The organism is Mesorhizobium comanense (genome assembly GCF_005503535.1).
Taxonomy (GTDB): Bacteria; Pseudomonadota; Alphaproteobacteria; order Rhizobiales; family Rhizobiaceae; genus Mesorhizobium; species Mesorhizobium comanense.
Map to the genome: position 1 here is coordinate 62,135 of NZ_SCNN01000003.1, position 14,456 is coordinate 76,590.

Annotated in this window: 11 protein-coding genes; 6 read left to right on the top strand and 5 right to left on the bottom strand. The window is 65.4% G+C overall.

Features of this window, described 5'->3' with window-relative positions; all coding sequences use genetic code 11:
• Positions 1-173: 173 nt before the first annotated feature.
• Both ligD and ku read right to left on the bottom strand, forming a co-directional pair.
• Positions 174-2,675 carry a DNA ligase D gene (gene ligD, locus FFS37_RS06910; RefSeq protein ID WP_137930201.1) on the bottom strand — a complete coding sequence of 834 codons (2,502 nt, stop codon included), beginning with the start codon at positions 2,673-2,675 and terminating at the stop codon, positions 174-176.
• 13 nt (positions 2,676-2,688) lie between these two features.
• Positions 2,689-3,549 carry a non-homologous end joining protein Ku gene (gene ku / locus FFS37_RS06915; protein ID WP_137930202.1) on the bottom strand — a complete coding sequence of 287 codons (861 nt, stop codon included), beginning with the start codon at positions 3,547-3,549 and terminating at the stop codon, positions 2,689-2,691.
• 359 nt (positions 3,550-3,908) lie between these two features.
• Here ku and FFS37_RS06920 point away from each other — a divergent pair, with 359 nt between their 5' ends.
• The 5 genes from FFS37_RS06920 to FFS37_RS06940 all read left to right on the top strand — a co-directional run bounded on the left by FFS37_RS06920 (position 3,909) and on the right by FFS37_RS06940 (position 8,157).
• Complete coding sequence (locus tag FFS37_RS06920) at positions 3,909-4,049, top strand: hypothetical protein (protein ID WP_137930203.1); 141 nt, start codon at positions 3,909-3,911, stop codon at positions 4,047-4,049.
• 180 nt (positions 4,050-4,229) lie between these two features.
• Entirely contained in the window at positions 4,230-4,700 is a 471-nt protein-coding gene (locus FFS37_RS06925) for a thiol-disulfide oxidoreductase DCC family protein (RefSeq protein WP_137930204.1), read from the top strand.
• 36 nt (positions 4,701-4,736) lie between these two features.
• Positions 4,737-6,419 carry an SDR family oxidoreductase gene (locus tag FFS37_RS06930; RefSeq protein WP_137930205.1) on the top strand — a complete coding sequence of 561 codons (1,683 nt, stop codon included), beginning with the start codon at positions 4,737-4,739 and terminating at the stop codon, positions 6,417-6,419.
• Between the two features lie 117 nt (positions 6,420-6,536).
• Entirely contained in the window at positions 6,537-6,905 is a 369-nt protein-coding gene (locus FFS37_RS06935) for a YciI family protein (RefSeq protein ID WP_137930206.1), read from the top strand.
• Between the two features lie 7 nt (positions 6,906-6,912).
• Positions 6,913-8,157 carry an RNA polymerase sigma factor gene (locus FFS37_RS06940; RefSeq protein WP_137930207.1) on the top strand — a complete coding sequence of 415 codons (1,245 nt, stop codon included), beginning with the start codon at positions 6,913-6,915 and terminating at the stop codon, positions 8,155-8,157.
• Positions 8,158-8,178: 21 nt separating this feature from the next.
• Here FFS37_RS06940 and FFS37_RS06945 read toward each other — a convergent pair whose 3' ends face one another.
• Entirely contained in the window at positions 8,179-8,805 is a 627-nt protein-coding gene (locus tag FFS37_RS06945) for a glutathione S-transferase family protein (RefSeq protein ID WP_137930208.1), read from the bottom strand.
• A gap of 291 nt (positions 8,806-9,096) precedes the next feature.
• On the opposite strand from FFS37_RS06945, the gene FFS37_RS06950 reads away from it, so the two are divergent.
• Positions 9,097-12,441, top strand: a complete 3,345-nt coding sequence (locus FFS37_RS06950) for an autotransporter outer membrane beta-barrel domain-containing protein (protein ID WP_137930209.1) — start codon at positions 9,097-9,099, stop codon at positions 12,439-12,441.
• A gap of 78 nt (positions 12,442-12,519) precedes the next feature.
• Here FFS37_RS06950 and cysK read toward each other — a convergent pair whose 3' ends face one another.
• Both cysK and FFS37_RS06960 read right to left on the bottom strand, forming a co-directional pair.
• A complete protein-coding gene (cysK, locus tag FFS37_RS06955; RefSeq protein ID WP_137930210.1) occupies positions 12,520-13,500 on the bottom strand; it encodes a cysteine synthase A in 981 nt (326 codons plus the stop codon).
• Between the two features lie 212 nt (positions 13,501-13,712).
• Positions 13,713-14,330 carry a LysE family translocator gene (locus FFS37_RS06960; RefSeq protein WP_137930211.1) on the bottom strand — a complete coding sequence of 206 codons (618 nt, stop codon included), beginning with the start codon at positions 14,328-14,330 and terminating at the stop codon, positions 13,713-13,715.
• Positions 14,331-14,456: the final 126 nt, after the last annotated feature.

The following is a 14,456-nucleotide window of genomic DNA, read 5'->3' on the forward strand; positions in this document are numbered from 1 at the left end:
TGCCGGACATCTCCCCCACATGGGGGAGATCGGACGTCACGCCGGCTTTCGCCAATCTCCTACGGTGCAAGGGGTGCGAAGCGCCGACGCTGCCAATCTCCCCACTCGTGGGGGAGATGGCCGGCAGGCCAGAGGGGGGCGCGAAGGATCACTGCGCTGACAAATTGCGCGAACTACCCCCGTTTCAACACCTTCCCCTGCCCGAAAAACCCCTTCCATGGATCGGCTTCCGCCAGTTTCGCCAGCGTCGTCTTGTCGCCGATTGGAAAGGCGTTCGGCGCCAGGCCGGCCTCGATCGCGGCCCAAGTCACCGGCATCGACACGGTGGCGCCCTTCTTGGCGCGCGACGAATAGGGCGCGACCGTGGTCGAGCCTCTGCCGTTGCGCAGATAGTCGACAAAGATTTTCCCCGTGCGCGCCTTCTTCGACAGCGTTGCGGTGTAACGGTCGGGAGAAGCCTGTTCGAGTGCCTTGGCGAAATCATGGGCGAAGGTCTTCACGGCTTCCCAGTCCGCCGAGGGCTTCAGCGGCACCAGTACGTGATACCCTTTGCCGCCCGAGGTCTTGACGAAATTGGGCAGCGACAACTCGTCTAGCTTGCCCCTTATGTCGAGCGCCGCCTCGCGCACCATGTCCACATCGACGCCTTCGTCGGGATCGAGGTCGAAGATGATCTGGTCGGGCTGCTCGAGCTTGTCGATCGTGCAGCCCCAGATATGAATCTCGACCACGCCGTACTGGACGAGCGCCGCGACGCCGTCGAAATCCCGGACGAACAGGATCTCCTCGCCGTCCGTCGGATCCTTCATCCGGGCTATCTTGTCGCTCATGCCGGCCGAGGCATGCTTCTGGAAGAAGCGCGGCCCGCCGACGCCATCTGGCGCCCGCACAAGGCTGAGCGGCCTGTTGACGACGAACTGCTCCATGCGCGGCCATGTCAGCGCGTAATGGTCGAGCAGCCCCTGCTTGGAGATTTTTTCCTCGGGCCACAGCAGCTTGTCGGGATGGGAGAGCTTCACGCTGGTCACGGCGTTGCCGGCGGACTCGCCGCCGGCGGAAGAGGGTTTGGCCTTGGCCGGGCTCTTACCTGACGCTGCCTTGGGCTTTTCCTGCACGACATCCTCCGCCGGCTTGTCCTCGCGCAATCCCTGGAACGAAGCATGGCGTATTATACGGTCGGAGGTCCAGCTGCGGAACTCCACTTCGCCGACCAGCTCCGGCTTGACCCAGACCAGGCCCTTGCCCCTGGGCACAGCCTTGTCGAAGGGCGATCCCTTCGCCTTGAGCGCATCGAGCTTCTTCTTCAGCGCGGTGGCGCCCTTGGCCGAAAAGCCGGTGCCGACACGACCGGCATAGCGCAGCTTGCCACCCTCATGGTAGCCGACCAGCAGCGAGCGCAATCCGCGGCCCGTCTTTTCAGACGGCAGATAGCCGCCGATGACGAACTCCTGCCGCGCCGTGCATTTCGATTTCACCCAGGATGGGCCGCGTCCGCTGCGATAGGGCGCATCGGTGCGCTTGGAGACGACACCCTCCAGACCCATCCGGCAGGCATGCTCCAGCATGACCTTGCCGGGTTCGGAAAAATGATCGCTGAAGCGGACCGCAGGGTTGTCGGCTTGCTTGCCGAGCAGATCCTGCAATGCCTGCTTGCGCTCGACCAGCGCCTCGCCGCGCAGGTCCTGCCCGTCGAGCCGCATCAGGTCGAAGACGTAGTAGAGGAAACGGTCGCTTCTGTTGGCGGACAGGTCCTGCTGCAGCAGCGAGAACGAGGAAACGCCGCTGTCGGCCAGCACGACGATCTCGCCGTCGACGATGGCATCGCGGCATTTCAACCCGGCCAGCTCGGCGGCGATCTCCTTGCCGAACTTCCCGGTCCAGTCGAGGCCGGTGCGGGTCAACAGCCTGATATCGGCGCCCGCGATCTGCGCCTGCATGCGATAGCCGTCGAATTTCACTTCGTGAAGCCAGTCCTTGCCCGGCGGCGCTTCCCGTTCCAGTGTCGCCAGTTGCGGCTCGATGAAGTCGAGTTTCCGGCTTCCAGCCTTCGCCTGGGCGGCGGGCTTGTTGGAATGCCAGACTTGAGGCGTCTCGCCCTTGGCTGCTTTGCCCTCGCCGACCTCTTCGATCGTCAGGCCGGACTTCACCGATTGCGGCGCCTCCTTCAGTATATCCTCGCCCGGGCGCGCGGCGGCATCATCCGACTTGATCAGCAGCCAGTTGTCGCGCTTTTCGCCGGCCCGGGGCTTGAGCCGCACCAGATGCCACAGCCCGTGCAGCTTGTGGCCCTTGAGCTCGAAGCTGATATGGCCCTTCTTCATCGCCTTGGCGGGATCGATCTCGGGCACCCATGTCCCCTCGTCCCAGACGATGACCGAGCCGCCGCCATACTCGCCCTTTGGGATGGTGCCTTCGAAGGAGGCATAGTCGATCGGATGATCCTCGACATGTACGGCGAGCCGCTTTTCATGCGGATCGAGGCTGGGACCGCGCGTTACCGCCCAGCTCCACAGCACGCCATCATGCTCGAGGCGGAAATCGTAGTGCAGTCTTGTCGCCGCATGTTTCTGGATGACGAAGATGCCGCCGGCTTTCGTGCCGCGAACAACCTTGCCGGCCGGCTCCGACGTCTTCTTGAAGTCGCGCTTGGCGTTGTATTGTTCCAGGGCGGCCATTTGTTTCTCGCTCTCAGGCCGATTTGCGCTTGGGCGCTTTCGGCTTGGCGCGCTTGGCCGCCGGCTTGGCTTTCGTGGGAGCTTTTGCCGAGCCGGCATCCGACGACAGGCTCTTCTTCAGCGCGTCGAACAGGTTGACCACATTGGAAGGCTTGGGCGCCGCCTTCGCCTTCGGCGCCTTGTGGCCGGCCTTCTTGGCCCGGACCAGCTCGAGCAGCGCGTCCTCGTACTTGTCTTCGAATTTAGACGGATCGAATTTGGCTTTCTTCTTGTCGATGATCAGCTCGGCCAGGTCGGTCATCTCCTGGTCCGTCTTCACGGCCTTGATGTCGCCGAACACCGTGTCTGGCTGGCGCACCGTGTTGTCGTAGCGCAGCGTCGTCAGCACCATGCCCTTGCCGAGCGGCTCGATGACCACGGGCCGTTCCCGGTTGTAAAGCACGATGCGCGCCAGCCCGGCCATCTTCTTGCCCGCCATGGCATCGCGAATGACCGCGAAGGCTTCTTCCGAGACCTTGTCGGCCGGCGAGACGTAATAGGGGGTGTCGAGGTAGATCTGCTCGATCGAGACTTTCTCGACGAAGCCGTCGAGGCTCATCGTATGCGAGGATTCGATCTCCACCGCCTCGATCTCGTCTTCCTCGATGTGGACGAAATCGCCGCCATCGAGCTCGTAGCCCTTTATCTCGTCGCCGTCGCCAAGCGGCTTGCCGGTCTCGGCGTCGACATAGATGCGCTTCACCGTGTTGCCGGTCTTGCGGTTGAGGATGCGGAACGAGACCTTCTCGGCGTGGGTGACCACATTGGTCAACTCGATGGCGCAGGTGACCAGCGAAAGCTTCAGATAGCCTTTCCAGGCCGGGCGCGGCGCCATGACAAACTCCTGTGGTGACAGGGCGAGAACGGGCCAGTTCCATTCCAGTTCCAGGCGGACGCGCGAGCCGGGAGATGGTTCATCGGCGGCGGAGCAAGGAAATTCTGTCCGCTGCCTGGAAGTTGAAACAGAAACGCGTGAAGGCGACATTCAAACGAAACATATGTGATGCAAAAGTCACACGGGCTGGAATGGCGACAAAAGGCATGGAAACACCCCGAATCAGCCGCATTCCGGCCACGATCCGACGGGTTTTCGACCAGAAATTAACATCACGTTCACCGACTATTCACGCCTAAATGCTATCGTTCTCGCAATTCGGAAGGGACATCCGAAAATCGGGACAGGGACCAGGTAAAATGAACTTCCTCGCACACCTCATCGGCTACGCCGCCGCCATCCGCGAATTCGTCGCGCCGACCTACCGCCCGGAGCGCTATTACATGCGCGGCCCCGGCCCGGCTTGCGCCCGTCGCGGCACCTCGCTCGGCGCGCACTGACCATGACTTTCGAGCTCAGGCACAACAGCCGCATCTGCAGGCCGGATACCGAATCCCGCGCCACCACTTACCGCGCCGAGCGTCCGGTCCTGATCGACCGTCGGCGTGCGACATTGCCGCGTCTTTGACGTCGCCATCGGCTGGCTTAATGTCCCGGGGACATAAGCAGCCGAGGCCAGCGTGACCGACCTTTCCCAGTCAAGTCCGCCCGTACCGACCCGTCCTGTTTCGCCCGATCCCAACCACTTGGATGTCGACCAACCGCTGATCGTCTTCGATGGGGTCTGCGTGTTCTGCTCGGGTTTCGTGCACATGGTGCTGAGGCTCGACCGCAAGGCCCGCTTCCGCTTCACCACCGTGCAGTCGCCGCTCGGCGAGGCCTTGTTTCGCAGATACGATCTGCCGACCGACAGCTACGAAACCAATCTCGTCCTTGTCGGCGGCGTCCCCTTCATCCGCCTCGACAGTTTTGTTGCAGTCATGTCGGAGCTCGGCTGGCCGTGGCGCGCGGCAGGAACCCTGTTGCTGCTGCCGCGCCCGCTGCGCGACTGGATATACAACCGCATCGCCCGGAATCGTTACGCGCTGTTCGGCAGGAAGGACAGTTGCGATGTTCCGCCGGCCAAGCTGCGGGGACGGTTCATCGGCTGAGAGCGGATTTCGGCAGGCACAGCCTGGGGGCAGGGCATGAAGCTTCTCATCGTCGGCGGCTATGGCACTTTCGGCGGACGCATCGTCCAGTTGCTGGAGAGCGAGCCGCGCCTGACCCTGATCGTCGCCGGCCGCTCGCGGGCCAGGGCGGAGGCCTGGTGCGGGAGCCGGGGTCCGACCGCTGCTCACCTGATCCCGGCCGCGTTCGACCGCGACGGCGATGTCGCCGCCCAACTCGCTCTGCTGCGCCCCAACACGCTGGTCGACGCCAGCGGCCCGTTCCAGGCCTATGGCGAAGGACGCTATCGGCTGGTCGAGGCCTGCATCGCCAGGCGCGTCAACTATCTCGATCTCGCCGATGGTTCGGATTTCGTTGCCGGCGTGCCGGCCTTCGACGATGCCGCGAAGCGTGCCGGGCTGTTCGTGTTGTCCGGCGTCTCCTCCTTTCCCGTGCTGACCGCGGCGGTGGTGCGCCGGCTGTCGTCCGGCATGACGCGGGTCGACAGCATCACAGGCGGCATCGCGCCCTCGCCCTATGCGGGCGTCGGCGAGAACGTCATCCGCGCGATCGCCGGCTACGCCGGCCGGCCGGTCACGCTGATGCGCGACGGCGCCAGGGCGCAGGGCCACCCGCTGACCCAGCAGATGCGCTACACCATCGCGCCGCCGGGCCGGGTCCCGGTCAAGAACACGCTGTTCTCGCTGGTCGACGTGCCGGACCTGCGCGCGCTGGGTGAACTGTGGCCGCAAGCCAGGACCATCTGGATGGGCGCGGGACCGGTTCCTGAAATCCTGCACCGCGCCCTGATCGGCCTTGCCTGGCTGGTGCGCATCGGGCTGGTCCGCTCACTGTCGCCGCTCGCCCCGCTGATGCACTGGGCAACCAACCGGCTACGCTGGGGTGAACATCGCGGCGGCATGTTCGTCGAGGTCGAGGGTGCGGATGGGACCGGCGCTCCCGTCAGGCGTTCCTGGCATTTGCTGGCGGAAGGCAATGACGGGCCGCTGATCCCGTCGATGGCGGTCGAGGCACTGGTCCGCAAGGCACTCGACGGCAGAGCGCCAGCACCGGGTGCCCGTGCCGCCGTGAACGATCTCGATCTCGCCGACTACGAAATGCTGTTCGCCAACAAAACCATCTATCCGGGTTTTCGTGACGACAGCGCCGCTGGCCCGGGAAAACCGCTCTACGCCGCCCTGCTCGGACACGCCTGGCAGGCCCTGCCCGACGAGATCCGCGCCATGCATGATCGGACCGAAACGGCTGAGGGCCGCGCCAGCGTCGAGCGTGGCAGCAATATATTTAGCCGGCTGATTGCATGGGCGGTCGGGTTTCCCGGGGCGGCCGCCGATATTCCGGTCCATGTCCATTTCGGCACCGATGGGGACGGAGAAACCTGGACACGCGCATTCGGCACGCACAGCTTCTCCAGCCGCCAGCTCTTAGGGAGAGGGCGCTCGCAGCGCTTGCTATGCGAGCGGTTCGGCCCGTTGACCTTCGCCATGGCGCTGGTCACCCGGGAGGAAAAGCTGGCGCTCGTCCTGCGCGGCTGGAGCCTGCTGGGTCTGCCGTTGCCGATGTGGCTCTGCCCGCGTTCCACGTCGTACGAAACCGTCGAGGACGGCCGCTTCCGCTTCCATGTCGAGATTTCGCACCCGTTCACCGGCCTCATCGTGCGCTATCGCGGCTGGCTGGAGCCGATCGGCCGGCGGGGTTAATGTGGAGGCCGGGCGATCGGCCGATTTTTTCGGCGGCGCTGTCGAAATCGGCCGATGCCGCGCGACATACGTCTGGCCTTGCAGATACGCGGCCTTCGAAAACACGGGAGAACACCCATGCGATACATGATCATGATCAACAGCGACGAAGCCGCATTGGCGGCCTTGCCGATCGAGAAGACCCGGCAGATGAGCGCGGCCTACAGCGCCTATACCGAAGCGCTCAAGAAGTCCGGCGTGTGGCTGGCCGGGGAAAGGCTGCGCCCGACCCAGGCGACCACCTCGGTGCGGATCGCCGACGGCAAGACCAACGTCATCGACGGCCCCTACGCCGACACCAAGGAGCAGCTTGCCGGCTTCTATATGATCGAGGCGGCCGACATCGACACCGCCATCGAATGGGCAGCCCGCTGTCCGGCGGCCAGCACCGGCACGGTCGAATTGCGGCCGATCTGGGAAATGGCCGACTACCTGCCCAAGGATTGACCGCGCAATGGACAGTCGCCCGGAGATCGCCCGGGCGGCCGCCGAGGCCGCCGCCCGGCAGAGCTACGGCAAGCTTGTCGCGTGGCTCGCGGCGCGCACGCGCGACGTTGCGGCCGCCGAGGACGCGCTGGCCGACGCCTTTGCCGCCGCGCTGGAACGCTGGCCGAAGTCGGGCGTGCCCGACAAGCCGGAAGCCTGGCTGCTGGCGGTGGCCCGGCGGCGCCGCGTCGATGTGGTACGCCGGCGGCTTACCCGGGAGGCCGCCCGCGATCATCTCCAGCTGATCGCCGAAGAGACGGAGGCGCGCATGACCGACGAGGACCTTCCAGACGAAAGGCTGCGGCTGATGTTTGCCTGCGCCCATCCGGCGATCGAGCCAGGCGTGCGCGCGCCGCTGATCCTGCAGGCCGTGCTGGGCTTCGATGCCGCAACGATCGCTTCCGCTTTCCTGGTCCCGCCGGCGACGATGGGCCAGCGCCTGGTGCGCGCCAAGACCCGCATCCGCGAAACCGGCATTCCGTTCCGCGTGCCGGAGCAGGCCGAACTCGGCGAGCGGCTGGATGCAGTGCTGGCGGCGATCTACGCCACCTTTGCTGAAGGCTGGCTGGACCCGGCCGGCACCGAGACGCGGCGCCGCAACCTCGCCACCGAGGGGATCTGGCTCGGCCGCCTCGTGGCGTCGCTGCTGCCGGACGAGCCGGAGGCGCTGGGCCTGCTGTCGCTGATGCTGTTCGCCGAGGCGCGCCGTGCCGCCCGCCGCGATGCCTCCGGAGACTACGTGCCGCTCGCCGATCAGGACCACGCGCTTTGGGATCACGCTCTGGTCGAGGAGGCGGAAGCCTTGCTGCGCCGCGCCGCCAGCCTGGGCGCCATCGGCCGCTACCAGCTCGAGGCGGCGGTGCAGTCCGCTCACGCGGCGCGACGGCTGAGCGGCCGCACCGACTGGGAGGCGGTTCGCGAACTCTATGACGCGCTGCTTGCGGTCGCGGCATCGCCGGTCGTGGCGATCAATCGCGCCGTGGCGATCGCCGAGGTCGAGGGCGCGGTGGCGGGACTGGCGGCGCTCTATGTGCTGGGCGACGACAAGCGGCTTGACGACTACCAGCCCTACTGGGCGGCCCGCGCCGGCTTGCTCGCCAGGCTTGGCCAGGTGCCGCAGGCGACCGAAGCCTATGACCGGGCGATCGGCCTCGAGCGCGATCCCGCCGTGCGCCGCTTCCTTCAGGGAAAACAGGCAGCGCTCCGGCACTGATGTCCGGCCGCGCCAGCTTCTTCAGGCGGGCCACATCTCGTGCGACGTGTTGAGCGTTTTCAGGAGCGGATGATCCCGCAGCCTCGACCATACCCGCTCGATCTCCGGCCAGGCCGTCCGCGCCTTGGCGGCGTCGGGATGCCAGGCCACCAGCATGGCCAGATAGACGTCGGCGAGCGACATCGTCTCGCCGGCCAGCCAGTCGCGGCCGCGCAGGGCGCTGTCGATCACGGCAAAGCCACGATCCATCTCGGCCACGGCGGCCTGCTTCACGGCCTTCGTCCCATCGGCATCGGCCGTGTAGCGCGGCGCGTAGTAGAACCGCAGCACCGCCGGATAGAGCACCGACGACATGAAGGCCATCCAGCGCAGGAAGTCGGCACGGGCCGGCGCGTCGGCGGAGGGCGCCAGGCCGGCTTCGGGATGCCGTTCGGCGAGCAGGATGCAGATCGCCGCCGATTCGGTGAGCGAATTCCCGTCCGGCAAAGTCAGCACCGGCACCTGGTTCAGCGGGCTGATATCGAGAAAGGCCTGTTCCGGCCGGTCGGTCTTCGGCACGTCGATCTGTTCGAAAGGCGCGTTCGCTAGGGCCAGTGCCGCCTCGACGACGAAGCCGCCGCTGCCTGGACGGGTGTAAAGCTTGTACATCAAATCCTCCCCTGCCCGATCGGGCGCGGGCCAGGAAGGATATGAACCGGAAGCCGGGTTCTGCTCAAGCCGGCCGGCGACGGCCACGCACGGTTTTTCAGCGGGCCAGCAAACCGTTGTCGCGGTGCCCCGATCGGAGGAAAGAGCGGCCGTCGCCGTCATTCCCGGCATGGCGCCAAACGATCGCCCCGGCGGCCCGCGTGTCACAAAACTTCAGCATAGCCCCCCTATGGGGGGTCTGCTTCCCCGTGGGCGATCGGGAAGCGTTTTTTGACACTGGGGCAATATTTCATGACCTGTTTGTTTGTGTCGGGGCTGCGTGCCTCGGTCAGCCGCGCCGCGCTTGCGGCTACCGTTATGATGCCTGCCGCGGCATGGTCCGCCGACTTCACCATACCGGGCGCTCCGGCGAACACGGTCAAGACCGTGACCGGAGCCGATCACGGCACGATCAACAGCGGCGCGTCGCTCAATGTCAGCGGCGCCAACGCCATTGTATGGAACGGTGCGGCGAACGGCCTCGTCATCGACAATTACGGCCTGGTCCAGGCCAACACCCGCGCCATCGACACGTCGGGAACGCTGTCCGGCAGCTTTACCCTGAACAATTACCTCGGCGCGACGGTCACTTCCGGCAACGACGCGTTTCGCATCAACAACAACCTGTCCTCGGGCACGGTGACCATCAACAATGACGGCACGATCCTGTCACAGACCGGCCAGGCGCTCGACTTCGCGCTCATCACCTCGGGCAATGCGGTCGTCAACATCAACAACACCGGCACCATCGAATCCAAGGGCGACGATACCATTCGCCCCGGAGCGGGCGTGATAACCATCGTCAATGACGGCAAGATCCTGGCGACCGAATCCGCCGGCCGCGGCATCAACATCAACAATGCCGGCACGCTGACACGCTTCGACCTGACCAACTCGGAAGGAGCCGTCATCTCGGCGGTCAACGACGCCATACGCATAAGCGAGGTCCCCACCGTCGGCGAAATCCTGATCGACAATGCCGGCACCATCCGCTCGATCGGCCTCGGCGCCGATTCAGGCCAGGCGATCGATCTCAACGGCGTCGCCACGCCTGGCGCCACCATCAGGATCATCAACCGCGCCACCGGCCTGATCGAAACGGCCGATGCCGATGCGATCCGGCCCGGCGCCAACGGCGTCGTCGACAATTACGGGCAGATCATCGCGAAATCGCCCGATCCCAACGCCAGCAGCGACGGAATAGACTTCCAGGATACCAATGCAGGCACCGTGAACAACTATGGTGACGGCCTCATCTCCGGCGCGCGCCACGGCATTACGGGCAAACAGACGCTCACCGTCTTCAACGACGTCAACGCCACGATCATCGGCAACAACGGATCGGGCATCAATTACGATACCGTCGTGGGACAGGAACCGGTGAAGGTGACGAACTACGGCACCATCATCGGCACGTTCAACCCTGACGCCAGCTATGGCGACGGTGACGGCGTCGATATCGACGCGATCGGCCATATCTATAATTACGGCTCGATCCTTGGCCTGGGCTCCAACGGCACCAAGGCGGGCGATCCGGGTCCGGCGACCAGCGAAGGCATCGCCATCGGCGGCGGCATCATCGTCAATGGCGACGCAACCCACCGCAATGCCCTGATCAGCGGCGTCGACAACGGCATCCTGGTCGACGACAGCGAGACCGGCCCCGCCTTCGACAAGATCGCCATCACCAATTACGGGACGATCGAGGGCAAGGCCGGCTTCGGCATCCGCATCATAGGCACGCAGCAAAACACCATCGTCAATTATGGCTCGATCACCGGCGCCGACGGCATCGCCGTGGAGATGAGCGACGGCGACGAGACCTTTGTCTATCAGGCCGGAAGCAGCGTGACCGGCACCGTCGATGCCGGCGCAGGCAGCGACACGCTGCGCCTGGGCGAAATATCGGGAAGCTTCGATGCCGCGCTGCTGGGCAACGGCGCGACCTACCGAAACTTCGATACGCTCGACCTCGCGGCCGGTTCGGCCTGGGCGCTTACCGGCAGCAGCGATTTCTCAGGCGCCACCCATGTGACGGATGCGCTGCTCATGCTTTCGGACGCATCGCTGGCCGCCTCGCAGGTCACGGTGAAAAACGGACGGCTCCAGGGCCGGGGCACCGTCGGCGGCCTCATCGTTGAAAACGGCGGCACGGTCGCCCTGGGAGCGGGCATCGGTGGCGTGGCAACGTTGAACGTCGAGGGCGATGTGACCTTCGAGTCTGGTTCGGTCTACGAGGTGAGCCTCAATGCGGCAGGCGCCAGCGACCATATCGCCGCGACCGGGTCGGCGACCCTGTCGGATGGCGCGATCGCCCTGGCAAAGCCCGCCGCGGGAAGCTATTCGCTCGGCACCACCTATACGATCCTGTCGGCCAATGGCGGGTTGAACGGCACTGCCTTCGGCGGCGAAAACGGTCAGCTGGCCGACGCCTTCGCCTTCCTGGATGCCTCGCTCAGCTATGACACCAGGAATGTCTATCTCACTCTCAGCCGCAACGACGTCTCCTTCGCCAGTGTCGGGCAGACGCTGAACCAGCGCAGCGTTGCCGCCGCCATCGAGGGCGACGGCGCGGGCAGCGCCATCTACGATCAACTGCTCGTCGAAAGGCTCGATGTCCTGCCTGGCGCCCTCGATGCGCTGTCTGGCGAAATCCATGCGAGCGCCACGGGCGTGCTGATGGAAAGCAGCCATCTGCTGCGCGACACGCTCATCGGCCGTGCAAGAGACGCCTCGCCCGGAACCGTCGATGAAAAGGCGCCGGGGATTTCGGATCTGACCTTCTGGACCAGCGCGCTGGGCTCCTGGGGCAACACCGACGGCGACGGCAATGCCGTGCGGCTCGATCACGACACGGCGGGCTTCCTCGTCGGCGCCGATGGCCTCGTCGTCCAGAACTGGCGGTTCGGCCTTGCCGCTGGATATACGCATTCCGCCTTCGATGCCAACGACCGCGCCTCGTCCGGCTCGAGCGACAACTACCACGTCGCGCTCTATGGCGGCAGCGAGTGGGGCGCCCTGGGTGTTCGTCTCGGTACCGCCTATACTTGGCACGATATCGAGACCAGCCGCTCCATCGCCTTCTCGGATTTCCTCGATACGGCGCGGGGCGACATGAAAGCGGGCACCGCCCAGGCCTTCGGCGAGATCGCCTATACGATGAAAGCCGCCGGCCTTGCCTTCGAACCCTTCGCCGGCCTCGCCTATGTCAATCTCCATACGGACGGCTTTAGCGAAAGTGGCGGAGCGGCGGCGCTGACCGCGAAGGGCGGCGGCATGGAAACCGGCTACACCACACTGGGAATGCGCGCGGAGAAGGTTCTCGTCCTGCGCGGCGAATCGAGCCTGGCGGCGCGCGCCTCGCTCGGCTGGCGGCACGCCGTCGGCGACGTCACGCCGACATCCACGCTCGCCTTCGGCGCGGGAACCGCCTTCAGCGTGGCGGGCGTACCGATCGACCGCGATGTCGCCGTGCTGGACTTCGGCCTGAACGCCAGGCTGGCGCGCAACGTCTCCCTCAATGCCTCCTATGCCGGCCAGCTCGGCAAGTTCGGGCAAAGCCACGGCCTGAAAGCGGGCTTCGCGGTCAAGTTCTGAGGGCGCGGCGTCACGCGTCGCCGGCCCGGTCGGGCCGGCGGCTTCAGCCTATGCCGGCCGCCGGCTCTGGAACTGCTCCTAAGCCCCCAGCCCTTCGAACAGGATGGTCGACAGGTAGCGTTCGGCGAAGGACGGGATGACCACGACCAGGGTCTTGCCCTTGTTCTCAGGGCGCGAGCCGACGACGACCGCCGCCTGGAGCGCGGCACCCGACGAGATGCCGACCGGCACGCCTTCGAGGCGGGCGATGAGCCGCGCATTGGCGACTGAATCCTCGTTCGAGACCTTGACGATCTCGTCATAGATCGTGGTGTCGAGGATCTTCGGCGCGAAGCCGGCGCCGATGCCCTGGATCTTGTGAGGACCGGGCTGGCCGCCCGACAGCACCGGCGAGGCGTCTGGCTCCACCGCGACGATCTGCACCGAGGGCTTGCGCTTCTTCAGCACCTGGCCCACGCCGGTGATGGTGCCGCCGGTGCCGATGCCGGCAACGAAGATGTCGACCTCGCCATGCGTGTCGTTCCAGATTTCCTCGGCTGTCGTCTTGCGGTGGATTTCAGGATTGGCCGGGTTCTCGAACTGCTGCGGGATGATGGCGTTGGGGATGGTCGCCGCCAGTTCGTCGGCCTTGGCGATGGCGCCCTTCATGCCTTTCGGCCCTTCGGTCAGCACCAGTTCGGCGCCCAGCAGCGCCAGCATCTTGCGGCGCTCGATCGACATCGTCTCCGGCATGGTCAGGATCAGCTTGTAGCCCTTGGCGGCGGCGGCGAAGGCGAGCGCGATGCCGGTATTGCCCGAGGTCGGCTCGATCAGCGTGGTCTTGCCGGGCGCGATCTTGCCGGACGCTTCCAGCGACTCGATCATCGCCACGCCGATGCGGTCCTTGACCGACGCGATCGGATTGAAGAATTCGAGCTTGGCGACCAGATTGGCGACGATGCCCTTCTCCTTGGCGAACTTGTCCAGCCGCACCAGCGGCGTGTCGCCGATCGTATCGGTGATCGAATCGTAGATGCGGCCGCGGCCGGGCACGCGGGCGGAGGTAACGGGCTTGTTCATTGGTTTCGCTCCCAGGATTCAGGCAAGTGAGTATTCAGGCAAGTGACGGGTTCAGCCGATTGGCGTCTCAGCCGGCAAGATAGGACCTTCGAGCGCGCAAGATAGACCGTCGGCGGAAAATATCCGAGTGGAGCGCATGTCTAAAGAAGCGATGTCCCGGAAAAGCGTTTTCCGAAAGGGTCCCGATCTGGAATCTTTTGGCGCGAGCGGCGCTATTGCCGGGCAGCGATCGCCGCCGCCGCGCCGACCATGAAGCCGGCCGCCGTGCGGTTCAGCATCTTCAGTGCGCGTGGCGACTTCAGGAACCAGCGGGCCTTGGCGGCGAGCGCCAGATAGGGCACCAGCACGACGAACAGCACGACGACCGTCAGCGCGGCGAGAATGCCGTAGTCGGCGAGCGTGATCGTCCTGAGGTCGACGATTGTCGGCGTGATGGCGAGATAGAAGATCATCGTCTTGGGGTTGCCGAGCGTCACCGTGAGGCCGGCGAGGAAGCTCGACACCAGACCGCCCTTGCCTTTGCGGGCTTCCACCGTCTCGGGGGTGATGCCGGCGGTCCAGAAGCGCCAGCCGAGGAAGGCCAGATAGGCGACGCCGGCCCATTTTATGGCCAGGAACACCATGCCGAAGGTCTGCGCGACGAAGGCGAGGCCGAGCACGACGGCGGTCAGGTAGGTGAGGTCGCCGAGCATCAGCCCGAAGGACATGGCGAGCGAGGAACGGAAGCCGGAGCCGAGCGCGCGCGCCACAAGTGCGGTAACGCCGGGGCCGGGAATGGCGGCGGCGATGCCGAGTGCGGCGCTGTAGGCGAGGAAGCCGGTGAGGGTCATCAATGCGTTCTCAGGTCAGACCGCTTTATCGCATGGAACAGGCCAGGATTGAATTTCCTGGGGGCGGAATCCATTGCACCAGATATCCCGACGTTCGCCTTACGAAGCCCCCTCATCCGGCCGCTT

What these genes read in the sequence shown, in the direction of transcription:
- FFS37_RS06950 (WP_137930209.1), top strand. Translation starts at nt 9,097, where the DNA reads ATGACCTGTTTGTTTGTGTCGGGGCTGCGTGCCTCGGTCAGCCGCGCC.
- ku (WP_137930202.1), bottom strand. Translation starts at nt 3,549, where the DNA reads ATGGCGCCGCGCCCGGCCTGGAAAGGCTATCTGAAGCTTTCGCTGGTC.
- FFS37_RS06930 (WP_137930205.1), top strand. Translation starts at nt 4,737, where the DNA reads ATGAAGCTTCTCATCGTCGGCGGCTATGGCACTTTCGGCGGACGCATC.
- FFS37_RS06940 (WP_137930207.1), top strand. Translation starts at nt 6,913, where the DNA reads ATGGACAGTCGCCCGGAGATCGCCCGGGCGGCCGCCGAGGCCGCCGCC.
- FFS37_RS06960 (WP_137930211.1), bottom strand. Translation starts at nt 14,330, where the DNA reads ATGACCCTCACCGGCTTCCTCGCCTACAGCGCCGCACTCGGCATCGCC.
- FFS37_RS06920 (WP_137930203.1), top strand. Translation starts at nt 3,909, where the DNA reads ATGAACTTCCTCGCACACCTCATCGGCTACGCCGCCGCCATCCGCGAA.
- cysK (WP_137930210.1), bottom strand. Translation starts at nt 13,500, where the DNA reads ATGAACAAGCCCGTTACCTCCGCCCGCGTGCCCGGCCGCGGCCGCATC.
- ligD (WP_137930201.1), bottom strand. Translation starts at nt 2,675, where the DNA reads ATGGCCGCCCTGGAACAATACAACGCCAAGCGCGACTTCAAGAAGACG.
- FFS37_RS06935 (WP_137930206.1), top strand. Translation starts at nt 6,537, where the DNA reads ATGCGATACATGATCATGATCAACAGCGACGAAGCCGCATTGGCGGCC.
- FFS37_RS06945 (WP_137930208.1), bottom strand. Translation starts at nt 8,805, where the DNA reads ATGTACAAGCTTTACACCCGTCCAGGCAGCGGCGGCTTCGTCGTCGAG.